Origin of the sequence: Streptomyces sp. CC224B (assembly GCF_030010595.1) — a bacterium.
Taxonomy (GTDB): domain Bacteria; phylum Actinomycetota; class Actinomycetes; order Streptomycetales; family Streptomycetaceae; genus Streptomyces; species Streptomyces longispororuber.
In genome coordinates, this window is sequence record NZ_JASCXL010000005.1 from 56,848 (window position 1) to 74,837 (window position 17,990).

Sequence of the window (17,990 nt, forward strand, 5' to 3'; positions counted from 1 at the left end):
GGGGGGGGGGGGGGGGGGGGGGCCCCCCCCCCCCCCCCCCCCCCCAGGGGCGGCCCTCTTCAGGCTAGGGCCTCCGCCGCCCCCGCCGGAATGCGGCTTTCCTCCGGCCTGCCCTGAGGTTTTCCCCCAGGAACGCGCCTGGGGGACGCGCCGAACGCCTGCCGTCAGTCGAACTGCCCGGGCACGTAGTCACCCCCGGGCTTGCGCGTGATGACGTTCAGGCGGTTGAAGGCGTTGATGGAGGCGATGGTCGACACCAGGGCGGCGAGCTGGTCCTCGTCGTAGTGCTTGGCCGCGTTCGCCCAGGCCTCGTCCGTGACCCCGCCGGCCGGGTCGGCGATCCGCGTGCCCTGTTCCGTCAGTTCCAGGGCGGCCCGCTCGGCCTCGGTGTAGACCGTGGCCTCACGCCAGGTCGCCAGCAGGTGGAGGCGGACGGCCGACTCCCCGGCACGCGCGGACTCCTTGGTGTGCAGGTCGACGCAGAAGCCGCAGCCGTTGATCTGGCTCGCGCGCAGCGCCACCAGCTCTCGGGTCGTGGCCGGAAGCGACGAGTCCACAAGTGTCCTGCCCGCCGAGACGAGGTGCTTCAGAAAACCGGCCGAGACCGGGTTGGTGAGGAAGTCGAGACGGGGTTCCATGCTGATCTCCTTTGACTGCCCGCGCCGGTGGCGGGTCGGAAAGCGGGGCGCGCACGGGTTCGGCGCGCTCCACAGATCCGACGAGACAGCCCTCCGGAATGTGAGGTGGCGTGTCGACCACGTGTACGTGGGGACCGGCGTACGAGGCACCGCACACAGGTGAGGCACAGTGGTCCCTTCCTCGCGCGAGCGTGCGGAAGACGCCGAAGACCCGGAAGACGCCGAAGACCCGGAAGACGCGGAAGACGCGGAAGACGCGGAAGACGCGGAAACAAGGAGGCAGGAGTGCTGGAGCCGTTCAACCGGGCCCTGGAGCACATCGAGGCGCGTCTCGACGGGCGCGTCGAGGTGGCCGAGCTGGCCCGGATCGCGATGACGTCGGAGTACCACTTCCGGCGGATGTTCTCCGCGCTGGCGGGCATCCCGCTGTCGGAGTACGTCCGGCGCCGCCGGCTGACCGTCGCGGGCGCCGAGGTCCTCGCCGGGGAGCGGACGCTCCTGGAGATCGCGGTGCGCTACGGCTACACCTCGGGCGAGGCGTTCGCGCGCGCGTTCCGCGCCGTGCACGGGGTCGGCCCGGGCGAGGCACGGCGGACCGGCGCGGCCCTGCGCTCCCAGCCCCGTATGTCCTTCCGCCTCGTCGTCGAGGGCAGCGGCAGCATGCGCTACCGAGTCGTGGACAAGGGGGAGTTCCGCGTGGTCGGCAGGAAGGCGAGGGTGCCCCTCGTGCACGAGGGCGTGAACCCGGCGCTCGCCGAGTTCATCCGGGGCACCGGCCAGGAGGCCGCCGGGCGCCTCACCGGGCTCTGCGACCAGGAGCCGCGGGGGATCGTCGGGGTGAGCGACGGCCTCGACCCGAGCCGGGCCGAGGGGACCATGTTCGACTACTACCACGGGGTCGTGACATCGGCCGCCGCGCCGAAGGGGCTGGACCAGCTCACCGTCCCGGCGGGCCCGTGGGCGGTCTTCGAGAACTCCGGCCCGTTCCCGGGGGCCCTGCAGCACCTGTGGCGGGACGTCTTCACGCAGTGGTTCCCGTCCAACCCCTACCGGAGCCGCCCGGGGCCCGAGATGCTGCGCACCCGGCTCTCGCCGGACGGGGCGCGGGCGGACGCCGAGCTGTGGATCCCCGTGGAGCGCGCGACGGGCTGAGCGGGCGGCGGCGCGGGCGGCTCCCGGCCCGGGAGGCCGCCGAGCGGGCTCAGTGGGGGATCGCGTCGATCAGCTCCCGCGCGCCCTGGCGCAGCAGCGTCACCGCCACGGACGTGCCGAGCGTCGCCGGGTCGAGGGGACCGGCCCACTCGTGGGCGTTGAGGACCCGCTTGCCGTCCGGGGTGAAGACGCAGGCGCGCAGGGACAGGTCGCCGCCGGGCTCGCTGCGGGCGTACCCGGCGATCGGCGAGTTGCAGTGCCCCTGGAGCACGTGCAGGAGCATGCGCTCCGCCGTGGCCTCGCGCCAGGCGTCGCGGTCGCCGAGGCCGGTCACCGCCTCGATGGTCGTCACGTCGTCCTCGCGGCACTGCAGGGCGAGAATCCCGGCACCGATCGGCGGGCACATCGTCTCCACCGGCAGCACCTGGGAGATCAGCCCGGTGGCGCCGATCCGTTCGAGGCCGGACACGGCGAGCAGCAGCGCGTCCGCGTCGCCCGCGGCCAGCTTCTCCAGGCGGCGGCCCGCGTTTCCGCGCATCGGCACGCACGTCAGGTGCGGGTGCGAGGCGGCGAGTTGGGCGACACGGCGCACCGACGACGTGCCGATGCGGCTGCCCGGCGGCAGCTCGTCCAGGGTCAGCCCGCCCGGGTGGACGAGCGCGTCGCGGATGTCGTCGCGCTTGAGGAACGCCGCGAACGTCGTGCCCTGCGGCAGCGGCCGGTCCGCCGGCACGTCCTTCACGCAGTGCACCGCCAGGTCGGCCTCGTCGGCGAGCAGCGCCGCGTCGACCTCCTTGGTGAACGCGCCCTTCCCGCCGAGCTGGGCCAGGTCCCCCATCCACCGGTCGCCGGAGGTCGTCACGGGCAGGACTTCGGTACGGATGCCGGGGTACAGCGCCGCGAGTTCCGTGCGCACGCGCTCCACCTGGGCGAGGGCCATGGGGGAGGAGCGGGACACGATGCGGATCAGGTCGGGAGCGGACATGCCGTACACCATAGGCCCTGCCGGGTGCGAATCCGTCACCGGTGCCTCATCCAACTGGGTTACACGCTCCAGGGGTTGACGTCCGCCCCGGGCCCGTGCCCGTCCGCGCGCCACGGCCGGCGTGCGGACGGCCGTGCCCGCTCGTACCGTGAGGACGAGCCCCCGGACCGTCCGGGGCCCGCCCCTTGGAGGCCCCATGACCAGGCCCGACGCCGAGCGCCAGTCCGTCGGGCTCGCCCCGATGGAGCCCGGCCACGCGCCCGCCGTCCTCGCCCTCGGCCGTCAGGTCTACGACACGTCCGTGAAGCCGTACACCTCCTGGTCGCTGTCGGCGATCGCCGGGCACCTGGACGCGGAGGCGCCCGCCTGCTGGGTGGCTCTGGCCGACGGCGCGCTCGCGGGGTTCGTGCTCGGGTCCATGGGGTTCGACCAGCGGGCCGACTGGGGGAACCTGGAGTGGATCGCGACGGCCCCCGCCCACCAGGGCCGCGGTATCGCGAGCCGGCTGGTGCGGGCGTGCTGCGGCACGCTCACCGAGGCGGGCGCCGCCGCCGTCGTCACGGACGTGGAGTCCCGCAACACGGCCTCCGCCGCGCTGATGCGCCGCAACGGCTTCGTGGAGGGCGTGACGGTGACGCTGTTCGTACGGGAGGTGTGAGCGGGCGTGCGGTCCGCGCGCCCGCGGCCTCCTGGGGGACGCGCCCGCTCACATGTGGACCGCGCCGTCGCTCAGGTGCCCGTCCGCGGGGCGGCCCCTGCGGTACAGCACGAACGTCACGACGAGCCCGATGGCGAAGAACAGGGCCGACCACCAGTACGCCGTCTCGTAGCTGCGCATCTGGGCCTCGGCCCGCGCGCCGGAGGTCGGCCTCCGGCCGGAGAGGTAGTGGGAGGCGGCGGTGGTGGCGAGCGTGTTGAGCAGCGCCGTGCCGATGGAACCGCCGACCTGCTGGGTGGTGTTGACCAGCGCGGAGGCGACGCCCGCGTCGTGCGCGGCGATGCCCGAGGTGGCCATGCTCATCGCCGGGGCGAAGATGAGGCCGAGGCCGAGCCCCATGACGAGCAGCGGCGGCAGCACGTGCGCGGCGTAGCCGCTGTCCGTGCCGAGGGCGGTCAGCCAGGCCATGCTCGCCGCCGACAGGCCCATGCCGAGCGGCACGATCGGCTTCGCGCCGAAGCGGGGCACGAGCACGTTGGTGGTCAGCACCGACACCACCACCATCACCGCGACCATCGGCAGGAACGCCAGGCCGGTCTTGATGGGGGAGTAGGCGAGGATCTGCTGCATGTAGTACGTCAGGAACAGGAACACGCCGAACATGCCCGCGCCGGAGATGAACATCGCGAGGAACGACGCCCCGCGGTCCCGGTCGAGCACCACCCGCAGCGGCAGCAGCGGGTGCGCGGCCCGCGTCTGCCACCAGGCGAACAGCGTCACCAGCACGGCACCGATGACCAGGAAGCCCCAGGTCATCCAGTCGCCCCAGGCGTGCGTCTCGGCGTTGGAGAAGCCGTAGACAATGCAGAACAGGCCCGCGGAGACCAGGATCGTGCCGGGCACGTCAAGGCGCGGCCGGTCCGGCGGCGCCCCCGGGTGCAGCAGGCGCGCGCCGCCGAGGATGGCGGCCGCCGCGAAGGCCAGGTTCACGTACAGGCACCAGCGCCAGTCCAGGTACTCCGTCAGGACGCCGCCGAGCAGCAGGCCCACCGCGGCGCCCGAGCCGGCGACGGCGCCGTAGATGCCGAACGCCTTGGCGCGTTCGCGCGGGTCGGTGAACGTGGTGGTCAGCAGCGACAGCGCGGCGGGCGCGAGCAGGGCGCCGAACACGCCCTGCAGCGCGCGGGCGAGGACCAGCATGCCGAAGCTGGTCGCGGCGCCGCCGAGCGCCGAGGCGAGCGCGAACCCGGCGAGGCCCGCGATGAAGACGGCCTTGCGGCCCACCAGGTCCGCGATGCGCCCGCCGAGCAGCAGCAGGCTGCCGAAGGCGAGGGCGTAGGCGGTGACGATCCACTGCCGGTTGCCGTCGCTGAAGTCCAGGTCGCGCTGGGCGGACGGCAGCGCGATGTTCACGATCGTCGCGTCCAGGACCACCATGAGCTGGGCGACGGCGATCACCGCGAGGATCAGCCACCGGTGTTCGTGCTTGCCGCCCGCTCGGTGCGGGTCGTGCGGGGCGGGACGCGCCGCCTCCTGGGGCGTGTGGTCCGCGGCGTCCCCGGGCTCGGGCGTGTGCTCCATGGCGGCCTCCAGACCCCCCGCCTCGAAAAACACCCCTGTCCACGCTAGGCGCCCCGCCCGGCCGCCGCGACCTGGGCGGACGGGGGCGGGGTGCTCGGCGGAAGGGGGGCGACGGCGGGGCGGAGGGCGGTCCGGGCGTCCGGGTGTCCCGCCGGTCAGCTCGCGTCGACGGCTCCGTCCGGTGTCCGCGCGCCGGACGCGGCCTCGCGCTCCGCCGCGGGCTCCGCACACGCCCGGGGGGCCGCCGCCGGGTCCTGCGGTGCCACCGAGTCCTGCGGTGCCACTGGACCCTGCGGTGCCACCGGCTCCTGCGGTGCCGCCGAGTCCTCCCGGCGGTGGGACAGACCGCTCACGAGGGCCGCGAGCGGCTCCACGTACCGCGCCGTCAACGGCCCCGCCACCACCAGGATCAGGACGTACGCCGTCGCCAGCGGGCCGAGCGACGGCTCGATGCCCGCGGAGACCGCGAGGCCCGCGATGACGATGGAGAACTCGCCGCGCGCGACGAGGGCGCCGCCCGCGCGCCAGCGCCCCTTGGCCGAGATCCCGGCGCGGCGCGCCGCCCAGTACCCGGTGGCGATCTTCGTGCACGCGGTGACGACGGCCAGCGCCAGCGCGGGCAGCAGCACCGGCGGGATGCTCGCCGGGTCGGTGTGCAGCCCGAAAAAGACGAAGAACACGGCGGCGAACAGGTCGCGCAGCGGCGCGAGCAGCGTGTGCGCGCCCTCCGCGGCCTCGCCCGACAGCGCGATGCCGACGAGGAAGGCGCCGACGGCGGCCGACACCTGGAGCTGCTGGGCGATGCCCGCCACGAGGATGGTCAGACCGAGGACCACCAGGAGCAGCTTCTCCGGGTCGTCGCTGGAGACGAACCGCGAGATGAGACGCCCGTAGCGGACGGCGACGAACAGCACCGCCCCCGCGGCGCCCAGGGCGATCGCCAGCGTGAGGCTGCCCGCGGCCCACCCGACCCCGGCCAGGAGTGCCGTGATGATGGGCAGGTACACGGCCATGGCGAGGTCCTCGAGGACGAGGATGCTCAGGATCACCGGTGTCTCCCGGTTGCCGAGCCGCCCGAGGTCGCCGAGGACCTTGGCGATGACGCCGGACGACGAGATCCAGGTGACCCCGGCGAGGACCACCGCTGCGACCGGCCCCCACCCCATGAGGAGGGCCGCGGCGGCGCCCGGCACCGCGTTGAGCGCGCAGTCGACGATCCCGGCCGGGTACTGCGTCTTCAGATTGCTGACGAGGTCGCTGGCCGTGTACTCCAGGCCGAGCATGAGCAGCAGCAGGATGACGCCGATCTCGGCGCCGATGGCGACGAACTCCTCGCTGGTCCCGAGCGGCAGCAGGCCGCCCGTGCCGAACGCGAGACCGGCCAGCAGGTACAGCGGGATGGGGGAGAACTGGAACCGCCCGGCGAGGCGCCCGAGCAGACCGAGCGCGAGGATGATCGCGCCGAACTCGATCAGGAGGACAGCGGAGTGCACGCGCTCACTCCCTGCCGAGTATCGCCGCGGCGCTCTCCACGCCCTCGCGGGTGCCGATCACGATGAGCGTGTCGCCGCCCGCGAGCCGGAAGTCCGGCGCCGGCGAGGGAATGGCCTCGGCCCGGCGCAGCACCGCCACCACCGACGCGCCGGTCTCGGTGCGCAGCCGGGTGTCGCCGAGCAGCCGCCCGTTCCAGTGCGAGGTCCCGGCGACCTCGATGCGCTCGGCGACCAGGCCCAGGTCGGTGGTGTGCAGCAGCGTGGAGCACTGCGGCGCGGGCAGCAGCGCGTCCGCGAGGGCGGCGGCGTCACCGGAGGACAGCCGCAGCGACAGGGCGCACGCGTCCGGGTCGTCGGACCGGTAGGCGCTGAGCGTGCGCCCGCCGTCCCGGTGCGCCACGACGGAGAGGCGGCGCTGCTCACGGGTGGTGAGGTCGTAGCGCGTGCCGATGCCGGGCAACGGGGTGCGGCTCAAACGTGAAGTGGACACAGCTCTCCCTCGGTGCTGATGGGGTTGATGGGCGACTTCGTGTTCATGCCACCCTATCGTCCGGATTTTGCCGCTCCTTGGTGGTGCCGGAGCCGGGGTGACGCTAAGAGCCCTCCGCGGGCCGGAGGGGCTGTCTCCCGGGCGCCGGTGTCCGGGCGGGAGGAGGCGCTCTCCTGGGCGCCGATGCCCAGGGCCGGAGGTGACGATTCCCCGGGCGCCGGCGCCGCCGAGGGGGCGCGCGGAGGCGGAGCCGCCGTTCAGGCGTCGGCCGACACCACGCTGTCGTACGGTTCCGCGGCGACGACCAGGACGCCCCGCTCCCCGCCGACCGGCAGGGAGGCGCGGCGGATCAGCGGCTCCCACTCCTCGGGCCAGAGCGTGGCCGCGTCCCACCTGATGCCCCCCAGTTGCACGCCGTCCAGCCGTGCGGCCCGCAGATCGGCGCCCACGAAGTCCGTGCAGGCCCGCTCCACCTCCGCGACCGAGCGCCGCAGCGCCACCGCCTGTTCGTACGCGTCCGCCACGTCGTCCACCAGGTCCTGCGCCACGACCCCGGCGCCCGGCGAGGGACCGGACCTGACCGCGTCCGCCAGGCAAGGGGCGAACTCCTCGTCGAGCAGCAGCCGCACGTCCCGTACGGAACGGACGAGGTGCTCCGCCCCCGGCGCGAGGAACTCCTCCACGGCGGTCAGGTAGTCGCTGCCGATCACGGGGGCCGGACGGCGCCGCGGCGCGGGCGGCAGCCGGACCCGCGCGAGGTGGACGCGGAGCCGGCTCGCGGCGGCGAGCGCCGCGACAGGGGGCACGTCCGCGTCCAGGGTCTCCGCCAGCCGGCTCGCCTGTCGAAGGGCGGCCTGCAGTGACTCCAGGAGCCCTCCGGGGCAGAGGGCGCGGGCGACTTCCAGCGCCTCCAGGCGGTACTTCAGGCGCACGGCCGCGGGCCGCCGCATCAGGGCGCCGCCCGCGTCCGACCCGGGCCCCCGCTCCGTCCGCGGCTGCTCGGCGGCCGCCTCGCGCGCCAGCCGCGCGGTGACGGCGAGCCCGGACTGCCGGTGCGCGGTGGCCAGCATCCGGTCCAGGGCGAGGTCCGGGTCGCGGAGCTCGGGCAGACCGCCCTGGCCCATGAGCCGGTCGTGGACGGCGATACCGACGCGGTGGTGCGCCGCCGCCAGAACGCCGTCCAGCACCCGCTCGGCCACCCCGGCGGCGTCGTGACCGGTGACCGCCTTGGTGCCGTGGCCGGTGGCTGCCCCGGCGTCGCGGCCGGTGACCGCCCCGGTGTCGTGACCAGTGGCTGCCCCGGCGTCGTGGCCCGTGTCCACCGCAGGCGTGTGACTAATGTCCACCGTGGCCGCGTGACCGGTATCCATCGCGGCCTCGCGTCCGGCCCCGTACGCACCTTGCCCCCCGCTCACGGCCTGCGCACCCCCGTCCCGGCCCATCACTGCCGCTCCCCGCGGACGTCCCGCCGCTCGTCCTCGCGTACGTGACCCTGCTCGTGCTCGTGGTCGTAGTTCTGGCCCCCGTCCCGGTCGCGGTCCCGGTTCAGGGCCTGGCCCTGCTGGTGGCCCGCGGCCCGCCGGGGTCGAGGCGGGCCCTGCTGTTCCCGGCAGGCGTCCCGCCCGTCCTCGCGTACGTCGTCCACGCCGCCGCCCTCCAGGCCGAGGCCCACGCGCAGTGCCGCCCGTGCCCGCGCGAGGTTCTGCCGTACGGCGGCCTGCGTCGTTCCCATCGCGCGGGCGCTCTCCTGTGTGGTGAAGCCGTCCAGGTGCCAGGCCATGGCGGCCCGTTGCTTGGCGGGCAGCCGCAGCAGCAGGGCCGTGACGCGCCGGGCCTCCTCGCCGAGCTCCGCCGCGTGCGCGGGCGTCTGCCACCGTACGAGCGCGCGAGGCTCCGGCGGCTCGGCGCAGCTGTCCTCCAGGCGGACCTGCTGCGCCACCCACGAACGCCAGGCCACCGTGCGCAGCCACGCCTTGGGGTAGCGGATGGCCACGCCCGGCGCGCACATCTGCGTGAACGCGTCCTGCGCGGCGTCCTGGGCCTCGTTCCAGGACGCGCCGTGCAGCAGCAGGAACCGCACCAGCGCCGGGTACTCCGTCTCGTGCAGCTCCTCGGCCAGGTCGCGGCCCGGCAGCGCCGCCGTGTCGGCCTCCAGCGGCCGTGGCGGGCTCAGCTCAGCGCTCGTCGCCTCCTCCACGGCGGCCACCCCCGATCCCGGGGGCCACGGCCGCGGTGCCGGCGGCCGTGCCGGCCGCGGCCGCCGCGGACGCGTGGTGCGCCGTGGCCACGACCCGTACCCGACGGCCGTCGTGGGTCTCCCGCAGCGACGCCCACGGGGCGGCGCAGCGCACCCGCTCGGTCAGGGCCTCATGGGTGATGCGCGCCAGCTCCACCTCCCTGCCGCGCCACTCGCGGACCGTCCTCACCACGCCGCTGACGACACTCACGACCACCGTCGCCACTGCCCCGGCCACCACAGGATCCACCCGTGCGCCCCTTCCCGTCGCCGCGCCGCGCACTCGCGCGGCACTCCCGTCCAACAGTGGTGTCGTAGCGGGGAGTTGTGACATGGCGCTGGTCGCGGGACGTTCCGGCACGCGGGACCTTCCGGCACACGCGAGAGCGGCGCCCCGGTGCGTGTCGGGACGCCGCTCTCGCGTGTGCCGGGGGTCAGAGGGCTCCGGTCCCCTTCTTGGCGCCGGTGACCTTGGACGCGGCCGAGGTGGCGTCGGTGTCCTTCAGTTTCTTGGCGAGGTGGTGGACGGTGGTGACGACCTGCTTGGTGTTCTGGCCGCCGACGGCGTCCAGCGGGGTCTTGTTGCCGGTGATGGCCGGCCTCACCGACTGCTCACCGCCGCCCAGCGGCCCGGCGGCGGCAGCGGGGGACACGGCTCCGAGGGCCATCGCGACACCGGCGAAACCGGCGGCGGCCTTGGCGATCTTCACGGTCGTTCTTCCTTCCCGGCAAGGGCGGCCTGCGGAACGCGACGGGCATGCCGTCGGGGGCGTCGCGGTCGGACGCTCATCTCGCCCTGCCGCAACCCGTAACCGCTCCTGGGCCGGAAAGGTGACCAGGCGTCACTCGTTCGGCTGTGCCGCACCGCCAAGCGTTTTGTAGGAGCTGACGACGTACCGCGCCTCGTCGTCGACCGCGTTCCTGTCCCAGTCCAGGGTGATGCGCGCCGGGTGCCCGTCGGCCGCGTACGCGGCCTCGGCCGTGTGCGCCTTGTCGCGCCGCGCCTGCGCCAGTTCGCGCACCAGGTCCCCCAGGGTGGGTACGCGGTCGGGCCTGTCCCGCACGAACCGGCGGGCGCTGTCGTCCAGGCCGACCGCCTCGACCACCTCCCCGTCGCGGACCGTCACCCGGAACGTGCCCAGCAGCGCCCGTTCGCCCTCGCTGGAGGTGAGCGTGTAGGTGTACGCCGACGGCTCCTTCCAGGCGGGCGGGCCCGGCGTGGTGAGCGCCGTGGGAGCCGACGCGGCGACCTCGGCGGAGGAGCCGTCGCCACAGGCCGCGGCGGCCCACAGGGAACTCCCGGCCAACAGCGCCACGGCCCAGCGCCGGGCGCGGCACCGGCGGTGGGTGCGGGAACCAGGGGAACCACGGAAGGCGCGTACGGCGGTCATGCCGGTCCTTTCGACGACGGATACGTCTATGACGTGGCGGGAGTCCGGAACGTTCGAACTCCTGGCCCCGGCTCCTGATCCCCCGGCCCCGCGCCCCGGGCACGGCGGTGTGCGGCGGCGGAGCGCAGGAGTTCGAAGCGGTTATCGGTCATTTGCTTGGCGGAATGCGGTTGTTTCAGGGGAGTTGGCGGGGCCCCGTCCGGAGCTGGTTAGGATCACGGCGTGGTTACGGCTTGGTCACCCCGGCGCATAGCGCGGGCCCGTGCTGCCGGCAGTCCGCTGCTGCGGTTGCTGGCCTTCGGCGTGCTGCTGTTCGGCGTCGCCCTCGCACACGGCGCGAGCGCCGAGACCGCCCAAGGCCACGTGGTCACCAGCGCGGTGTCCGTGCCGGGCACGTCAGAGGCCGCGCCGCAGGCCGACGTACAGCGAGTCGATGTGCAGCGAGTCGATGTGCAGCGAATCGACGTACAGCAAGCCAACGTGCGGCAAGCCGTCGTGCAGCGAGTCGAAGCACAGGATGGCGGCGGCGCGCAGCAAGGCGACGCCCTGCGAGCCGAGACACCGGAAGCCCGCGTGCCGGACACCGGCACCGGAACCACCGTGTCACTGGGTGCGGCCGACGACCGGCACGGGACCCCGGGCCCTGCGCACCCCGGCGAGCAGTGTGCCTCCGGGCAGCCGGTACAGGGGTCCGCGTCGGCGCCGCCGTGCCTCGCGCCCTCCGTAGGGCGGCCCGACACCTCCGGACAGCGCCCGGCCGGGCGGGGCCCCGGCGGTGCGGAAGGCGCCGCGACGTCCTCGGCGGGCCTCAAGTCGTCCGTGGTGCAGCAGGTTTAGAGCCTTCCGTCCGGCGTCCTGCCCTACTCCGCCTCTGTAGCGAAGCGGTGGGTGCGGGCCGCCGGACCGCGCAGGCGCCGCCCCCCACACCCGATCCACGTCTGTCGTCGCCTCCGCGAGAGGCTGCCGCCCTCGAAAACCCCTCCAGGACCACACGAGCCGTGAGGGGCCCCGAGGAGTCCGCGGGAGCCCTCCTCGTGCGGGCCGACGACCGGAGAACCCGTGTCCGTACCCCTCCGCCCGCCCCTTTGTCTGCCCGTCGGTCAGCCCGTCGGTCGGTCCGTCCGTCTGCCCGTCCGCTCCCCATGGCGCTCCCCGTGGGCGCGGCGGTTCGCCGCGTTCGTGCGCGGCGCCCTGCTCACCGTCATGGCGCTGTGCGCCCTGGCGCACGGGCCGTTGGAGGAGAACCGCGGGCCCGTCCCGCCGCCCCTCACCGCCACGGCCGCCCCCTCCCCCTCGGGGGACGCCGAACCCCACCGCCCCCATCAGCACCACGGAGCCGAGGAGTGCGCCCCGGACGGGCCCCTGCGCCCGCCTGCCGCCCCGGCGGCGGAGCACGCGCCCGCCGGGGCCGGAGCGGCGGCATCGGCTGCCACCGTCGTGGTCCTCCGCCGGCCGCGACCCCGGCGTGCGTACCAGTGCCGAAGAGCGCGGACCGGCCGTGCCGCGCTCGCCCGCACGGCCCGGTGGCGCATCTAGACCGCTCGCCCGCGGCCGCGACAGCGGCCGCCGCGCACGCGCCTCCGCGACGGGTCGCCCGTCCGCCGCGGGGCCGCGACGCGAGATGAACACGCACCGCGCATTCGTCGAGCGAGAGCGAAAAGAGAAGCAGTCGATGCAGTCACCGATGAACACCGCCAGGCCTGCCGACCGTTCCGCGCCGTCGGCCTTCCCCGTCCCGTCCGCCCCCGTCCCGTCCGCCCCCGTACCGTCCGTCCCGGTCCCGCCCCTCCCGGTCCCGTCCGTCCCGGCCCCGTCGGTCCCCTGTGCACCCCCGACGTCCCCCGCCCCTGCCGACCCCCCGGTGCCCTCCGCCCTGGCGGCACTCGTGGGCAACACGCCCCTGCTGCGCGTGTCCGAGCCCCTCGCCCCGGCCGGCCGCGGCTTCTGGGCCAAGCTGGAAGGGTTCAACCCCGGGGGCATCAAGGACCGCCCCGGCCTGCACATGGTCGCGCGCGCCCGGGCCCGGGGCGAGCTGCGCCCGGGCGGGCGGATCATCGAGTCCACCAGCGGCACCCTCGGCCTCGGGCTGGCCCTGGCCGGCATGGCGTACGGGCACCCCGTCACCCTGGTCACCGACCCCGGACTCGAACCCTCCATGACCCGTCTGCTCCGCGCCTACGGAGCGCGGGTCGACATCGTCACCGAGGCCCACCCCACCGGCGGCTGGCAGCAGGCCCGCCGCGAGCGCGTCACCGAACTCCTCGCCGCCCACCCCGGCTCCTGGTGCCCGGACCAGTACCACAACCCCGACAACACCAGCGCGTACACCCCGCTGGCGCTCGAACTGGGCGCCCAGCTCGGCCACATCGACGTGCTCGTGTGCAGCGTCGGCACCGGCGGGCACTCCGCGGGCGTCGGCCGCGTGCTGCGCCAGCTCCACCCCGCCGTCGAGATCGTGGGCGTCGACACCATCGGCTCGACCATCTTCGGCCAGCCCGCCCGGACCCGGCTGATGCGGGGCCTCGGCTCCAGCATCTACCCGCGCAACGTCGCCTACGACACCTTCAGCGAAGTCCACTGGGTCGCCCCGCACGAGGCGGTGTGGACCTGCCGCCGGCTCGCCGCGTCCCACTACGCCACCGGCGGCTGGAGCGTGGGCGCCGTCGCGCTCGTCGCGGGCTGGCTCGCCCGCACCCGGCCCGCCGCCACCCGTGTCGCGGCCGTCTTCCCGGACGGCCCCCAGCGCTACCTGAGCACGGTCTACGACGACGACTACTGCGCGCGCCACGGCCTGCTCGACGCGCCGCCGCCCGCCGAACCGGACGTCATCGGCCGCCCGGACGAGAAGGAGGTGCACCGCTGGACCCGGTGCGCCGACGTCGTCGACCCGCTCACCCTGCCCGGCACCGCCGCCCCGGAGGCGGCCCGGTGAAGGGCACCCTCGGCACCCTCGGCCAGCTGCGGTCCTACGAGCGCAGCGTCCAGCTCCTGATGGTGAACCAGTTCACCATCAACCTCGGCTTCTACATGCTGATGCCCTACCTCGCCGCCCACCTGTCCGGGACGCTCGGCCTCGCCGGCTGGCTCGTCGGACTCGTCCTCGGGGTCCGCAACTTCAGCCAGCAGGGCATGTTCCTCGTCGGCGGCACCCTCGCCGACCGGTTCGGCTACAAGCCCCTGATCGTCGCCGGCTGCGTCCTGCGGACCCTGGGCTTCGCGACGCTCGGCCTGGTCGGCTCGCTGCCCGCGCTGCTCGCCGCCTCCGCGGCGACCGGCCTCGCCGGCGCGCTGTTCAACCCCGCCGTGCGCGCCTACCTCGCGGCGGACGCGGGGGAGCGCAGGGTCGAGGCGTTCGCCCTGTTCAACGTCTTCTACCAGGCCGGAATCCTGCTGGGGCCGCTGGTGGGCATGGTGCTCACCGGGGTGGACTTCCGGGTCACCTGCCTGGTGTCGGCGGGGATCTTCGCGCTGCTGTCCGTGGTGCAGATCCGCGCCCTGCCCGCCCGCGGGGGACGGAAGGCCGACCAGGGCACGGGGGAGCGGATCCTCGCCCAGTGGCGGGGCATCCTCGCCAACCGCCCGTTCCTGCTGTTCGCCACCGCCATGATCGGCTCGTACGTCCTGACCTTCCAGGTCTACCTGGCGCTGCCCCTGGACGTGCGCAGGCTCGGCGGGGACGGGCGGTTCGGCACCGTGGCCGTGGCCGTGCTCTTCGCCGTCAGCGGGCTGAGCACCATCGTCGGCCAGACGCGGGTCACCGCCTGGTGCAAGGCCCGCTACGAACCCGGGCAGGCCCTCGTCCGGGGCCTGGCCGTCATGGGCCTGGCCTTCGTGCCGCTGCTGCTCGCCACCGCGGTGCCCGTGCCCGCCCCCGGCCCGGGACTCTGGCTGCTCGCCGCGGTGCCGCCGACGCTCGCCGCGCTGCTCCTGGCCGTGGGCACGATGATCGCGTACCCGTTCGAGATGGACACCATCGTCCGCCTCTGCGGCGACCGTCTCGTCGCCACGCACTACGGCCTGTACAACACCGTCTGCGGAGTCGGCATCACGCTCGGGAACCTCCTCACCGGAGCGGCCCTGGACGCCGCCCGCGAGGCGGGCGTGCCCGCGCTGCCCTGGGCCGCGCTGCTCGCCCTCGGCCTCGCCTGCGCGGCCGCGCTGCACGGCCTGCACCGCAGCGGCCGGTTGGCGTCACCCGCGCCCCGGCCCGCGGCGGTCTGACCCGCTGATCCGTGGGGGACAGGGGCAGGCGTCACCCGGCGCCTGCCCCGGCCGCCACCCGGCGTTTGCAACGCCGCGGGTCCTGGGCCTGTCGTGCCGCCCACGCCCTCAGGAACCGTCGGAGCCTTCCGACCTGCCGGAGCCTTCGGGACCGTCGGAGCCCTCGCCGCCGTTCCGGGCGCCGTACTGCTCGAGGACCGTCTCCACCGTGTCCGCGTCCTGCGGCCGCTTGTCCTCCCGGTACCGCACCACCCGCGCGAACCGCAGGGCCACCCCGGCCGGATAGCGCGTGGACCGCTGCAGGCCGTCGTAGGCGATCTCGACCACCAGCTCCGGGCGGACGGTCACCACGGAGCCGTCGTCATCGACGGCCAGCTCCCGCAGCCGCTCGGTCTGCCAGGCGAGGAGCGCGTCCGTCAGGCCCTTGAAGGTCTTGCCGAGCATGGCGTACGTGCCGTCGCCGCGGCGTGCCCCCAGGTGGAGGTTGGACAGCTTGCCGGTGCGGCGCCCGTGCCCCCACTCGGCGGCGAGCACCACCAGGTCCAGCGTGTGCACGGGCTTGACCTTCAGCCACGACGCGCCCCGGCGGCCCGCGCTGTACGGCGCGTCGAGGCCCTTGAGGACGACGCCCTCGTGGCCGCGCGCCAGCGTCGCGGCGAAGAAGTCGTCGGCGGCGCGGCGGGCCGCCTCGTCGGCGGGGCCGTCGACGACGAGGCGGCGCACCCGCATCGGCTCGGGCACGAGCCGCGCGAGCGCCGCGTGCCGCTCGTGCAGCGGCAGGTCGAGCAGGTCCCGGTCGTCGACGGACAGCACGTCGAAGAAGACGGGGGAGACGGGCAGTCCGGCCGCGGCGGCGGCCACGTCGAGGCGGGAGCCGACACGCCCGGCGATCTCCTGGAAGGAGCGGGGCCGCCCGGCGGCGTCCAGCGCGATGACCTCGCCGTCGAGGATGAACCGGCCGCCCGCCATCTCCCGCGCCGCGGCGGTGACTTCCGGCAGGCGGTCCGTGATGTCGTCCAGGGTGCGCGTGTACACGCGTACGTCGTCCGCGTCCCGGTGCACCTGGACGCGGATGCCGTCCAGCTTCTCCTCCACCGCGCACGGGCCGAGCTTGTCGAGCCCCTCACCGACCGTCGCCGCGCTGTGCGCCAGCATCGGCTGCACGGGCCGGCCCACGGTCAGCCGGAAGTCCGCCAGCGCGTCCGGCCCCCGCTCCAGGAGGGCGCGCGCGACCGGCGTCAGCTCGCCCGCCAGCATCACCGCCCGCCGTACGTCCGCCGCGGGCGCCCCGGTGGCCTGCGCGAGCCCCTCCGCGGCCAGCGCGTCCAGGGCCCCCTGCCGCACCTCCCCGCTCAGCAGGCCGATCAGGAACCGCTGCTCGTCCGCCGTGGCCGCGCCCAGCAACTCCTGGACCAGGCGTCGCCGTTCGGCCTGCGCCCCGGCGCCCGCCACCGCCGCGAGCGCGGTGAGCGCGGCGTGGACGTCCCGCACCGCGAGCGTCGGCGCGGCCGCCGGGGCGACGGGATCCTTCAGCGCGTTCCAGCCCACGCCGATCCGGCCCTGCGGCAGCCGCCCCGCCAGGTACGGGATGACGACCGGTACGTCGGCGGGCTCCGCGGCGCGGAACAGCTCGGCGAGCAGCGCGGTCTTGCGCGACCGCGCCGCGGTCGCCGCCACTCCCTTGGAGACCTCCGCGACCCGGGCGAACAACATGCGGCCATCCTGCCCCGTGCGGCACGGTCCCGCACCGCGGGCCGATCTTTCCGGGTGCCGCCCGCGGGGGTGTGTCAGCGCGGGACGACGCCGCGTACGACACCCAGGTCCACCAGGTCCTCCGGGCGTACCCGCAGTTCGTCGGCGAGGGCCGGGGCGTCCGCGCGGGGGCGCTTGAGGATGGCGGCCGCCGCCTCGGGGGCGATCACCGAGAAGTAGCTGTCCGGCGTCGCCCAGGTGCGGCCGGGCGCGGCGAGGGCGAGCGCCCCGCCCGAGCCGCCCTCGCCGACGACCAGGCTGGTGACGGGCACCCGCGCGGCGGCGACGGCCGCGAAGACGTCCGCGATCGCGGCCCCGGCGCCCGCCCGCTCGGCCATCGCGTCGTTCGCGGCCCCCGGCGTGTCGATCAGCGTGAGCACGGGCACGGAGAGGCGGTCGGCCAGGCGGATGAGGCGGGCCGCGGTCCGGTAGCCGGCGGGCCGTGTCGGGGTGCCGCACTGGGCCACGTAGGCGACGGAGCGGCCCTCGCGCAGCCCGAAACCGCACAGCAGGCCCGCGTCCGTGCCGCCGCAGCGGTCCCCGCTGACGGGCTCGCGCGAGGCGAAGTAGGCGTCGAGGTAGGCCGCGGCGCGGGGCCGTTCCGGCGCGCGGGCCCGGCGCACCGCCTCCCAGCCCGTGCCGGACGGCCGGGTGTCCCCGAGCGCGCGCGGCGGCGCGGCGGGCCCCGCGGCGGGCGAGGTGAGCAGCCGCAGCCAGTGCCCGAGGCGCGGACGCAGCTCGTGCGGCGGCACGACCGCGTCGACGGCACCCGCCGCGAGCTGGTCCTCCGCTGTGTACGCCGCCGGGTCCGCGTCCGGCGGCCGCACCCGCGACCCCGCGAAGCCGACCTGCGCGCCGGGCAGCGCGAGCACCACGTCGGCGCCCGCGCCGAGGGTGGCCCAGCCGCCGCCTGTCGTCGGGTCGCGCAGGACGGCGACCTGCGCCAGTCCCGCCGCGCGGTGGAGCGCCGCCTGGGCCGCCACGCGCTGGAGCTGGGACAGGGCCCGCATGCCTTCCTGCATGCGGCTGCCGCCGGTGGCGACGAGCGAGACGAGCGGCAGCCGGTGCGCGCGGGCCGCCGCGTACGCCGCTTCGAGGCGGTCGCCCGTCCGCTCGCCGAGCGAGCCGCCCAGGTAGCCGAACTCGAAGGAGACGAGGACGGCGCGCACGCCCCCCACGACCGCCGTGCCGCACACCACGGACTCCGTCTCCCCGGTGCGCTCGGCCGCCGCGGCCCGCGCGGCGCCGTACCCCGACCAGCCCAGCGGCCCGTCGGGGAGCGCTCGCCCGGGCGGCTCCGGGAACTCGGTGAAGTCGGCGGTGACGGCGGCGACGGCCTCGCGCGCGGAGACACGTCCGGCGGCGCTGGACGGCTGAGGAGTGGACACGCCTC

The 17,990-nt window shown here is 75.3% G+C and carries 17 protein-coding genes; 5 read left to right on the forward strand and 12 right to left on the reverse strand.

From position 1 onward, the window contains the following. Positions 1-164 precede the first annotated feature (164 nt). The gene (locus QK440_RS03565; RefSeq protein WP_282791444.1) at positions 165-638 is read right to left on the reverse strand and encodes a carboxymuconolactone decarboxylase family protein; all 474 of its coding nucleotides are present in this window, start codon (positions 636-638) and stop codon (positions 165-167) included. 285 nt (positions 639-923) lie between these two features. Here QK440_RS03565 and QK440_RS03570 point away from each other — a divergent pair, with 285 nt between their 5' ends. Continuing rightward, entirely contained in the window at positions 924-1,790 is an 867-nt protein-coding gene (locus tag QK440_RS03570) for an AraC family transcriptional regulator (protein WP_282791445.1), read from the forward strand. Positions 1,791-1,839: 49 nt separating this feature from the next. Here QK440_RS03570 and hemC read toward each other — a convergent pair whose 3' ends face one another. Further along, a complete protein-coding gene (gene hemC, locus QK440_RS03575) occupies positions 1,840-2,775 on the reverse strand; it encodes a hydroxymethylbilane synthase (protein WP_282791446.1) in 936 nt (311 codons plus the stop codon). 196 nt (positions 2,776-2,971) lie between these two features. On the opposite strand from hemC, the gene QK440_RS03580 reads away from it, so the two are divergent. Beyond that, entirely contained in the window at positions 2,972-3,433 is a 462-nt protein-coding gene (locus tag QK440_RS03580; RefSeq protein WP_282791447.1) for a GNAT family N-acetyltransferase, read from the forward strand. Positions 3,434-3,481: 48 nt separating this feature from the next. Here the strand turns inward: QK440_RS03580 and QK440_RS03585 are convergent, their stop codons facing one another. The 8 genes from QK440_RS03585 to QK440_RS03620 all read right to left on the reverse strand — a co-directional run bounded on the left by QK440_RS03585 (position 3,482) and on the right by QK440_RS03620 (position 10,624). Further along, positions 3,482-5,014 carry an MFS transporter gene (locus QK440_RS03585; protein ID WP_282791448.1) on the reverse strand — a complete coding sequence of 511 codons (1,533 nt, stop codon included), beginning with the start codon at positions 5,012-5,014 and terminating at the stop codon, positions 3,482-3,484. 155 nt (positions 5,015-5,169) lie between these two features. Beyond that, positions 5,170-6,507: a cation:proton antiporter gene (locus tag QK440_RS03590; RefSeq protein ID WP_282791449.1), complete on the reverse strand. Its 1,338-nt coding sequence runs from the start codon at positions 6,505-6,507 to the stop codon at positions 5,170-5,172. Between the two features lie 4 nt (positions 6,508-6,511). Beyond that, positions 6,512-6,982: a TrkA C-terminal domain-containing protein gene (locus QK440_RS03595; protein WP_282791450.1), complete on the reverse strand. Its 471-nt coding sequence runs from the start codon at positions 6,980-6,982 to the stop codon at positions 6,512-6,514. A 272-nt stretch (positions 6,983-7,254) separates the two neighbouring features. Continuing rightward, positions 7,255-8,367 carry a hypothetical protein gene (locus tag QK440_RS03600; RefSeq protein ID WP_282791451.1) on the reverse strand — a complete coding sequence of 371 codons (1,113 nt, stop codon included), beginning with the start codon at positions 8,365-8,367 and terminating at the stop codon, positions 7,255-7,257. A 71-nt stretch (positions 8,368-8,438) separates the two neighbouring features. Then, a complete protein-coding gene (locus QK440_RS03605) occupies positions 8,439-9,194 on the reverse strand; it encodes a sigma factor-like helix-turn-helix DNA-binding protein (RefSeq protein ID WP_282791452.1) in 756 nt (251 codons plus the stop codon). Continuing rightward, positions 9,172-9,483: a hypothetical protein gene (locus QK440_RS03610; RefSeq protein ID WP_282791453.1), complete on the reverse strand. Its 312-nt coding sequence runs from the start codon at positions 9,481-9,483 to the stop codon at positions 9,172-9,174. The genes QK440_RS03605 and QK440_RS03610 overlap by 23 nt, the downstream gene beginning before the upstream one ends. Before the next feature lie 184 nt (positions 9,484-9,667). After that, the gene (locus QK440_RS03615) at positions 9,668-9,943 is read right to left on the reverse strand and encodes a hypothetical protein (protein WP_282791454.1); all 276 of its coding nucleotides are present in this window, start codon (positions 9,941-9,943) and stop codon (positions 9,668-9,670) included. Positions 9,944-10,075: 132 nt separating this feature from the next. Continuing rightward, positions 10,076-10,624 carry a DUF6174 domain-containing protein gene (locus tag QK440_RS03620; protein ID WP_282791455.1) on the reverse strand — a complete coding sequence of 183 codons (549 nt, stop codon included), beginning with the start codon at positions 10,622-10,624 and terminating at the stop codon, positions 10,076-10,078. Between the two features lie 288 nt (positions 10,625-10,912). On the opposite strand from QK440_RS03620, the gene QK440_RS03625 reads away from it, so the two are divergent. The 3 genes from QK440_RS03625 to QK440_RS03635 all read left to right on the forward strand — a co-directional run bounded on the left by QK440_RS03625 (position 10,913) and on the right by QK440_RS03635 (position 14,845). After that, positions 10,913-11,461, forward strand: coding sequence for a hypothetical protein (locus QK440_RS03625; protein WP_282791456.1), 549 nt, complete (start codon positions 10,913-10,915; stop codon positions 11,459-11,461). A gap of 1,024 nt (positions 11,462-12,485) precedes the next feature. Beyond that, positions 12,486-13,556: a PLP-dependent cysteine synthase family protein gene (locus tag QK440_RS03630; protein ID WP_282791457.1), complete on the forward strand. Its 1,071-nt coding sequence runs from the start codon at positions 12,486-12,488 to the stop codon at positions 13,554-13,556. A gap of 59 nt (positions 13,557-13,615) precedes the next feature. Continuing rightward, the gene (locus QK440_RS03635; RefSeq protein WP_282791528.1) at positions 13,616-14,845 is read left to right on the forward strand and encodes an MFS transporter; all 1,230 of its coding nucleotides are present in this window, start codon (positions 13,616-13,618) and stop codon (positions 14,843-14,845) included. A 108-nt stretch (positions 14,846-14,953) separates the two neighbouring features. Here the strand turns inward: QK440_RS03635 and QK440_RS03640 are convergent, their stop codons facing one another. Both QK440_RS03640 and QK440_RS03645 read right to left on the reverse strand, forming a co-directional pair. Continuing rightward, entirely contained in the window at positions 14,954-16,558 is a 1,605-nt protein-coding gene (locus QK440_RS03640; RefSeq protein WP_282791458.1) for an ATP-dependent DNA ligase, read from the reverse strand. 74 nt (positions 16,559-16,632) lie between these two features. Then, on the reverse strand, positions 16,633-17,985 hold the full coding sequence (locus QK440_RS03645; protein WP_282791459.1) for a carboxyl transferase domain-containing protein: 1,353 nt from the start codon (positions 17,983-17,985) through the stop codon (positions 16,633-16,635). Positions 17,986-17,990: the final 5 nt, after the last annotated feature.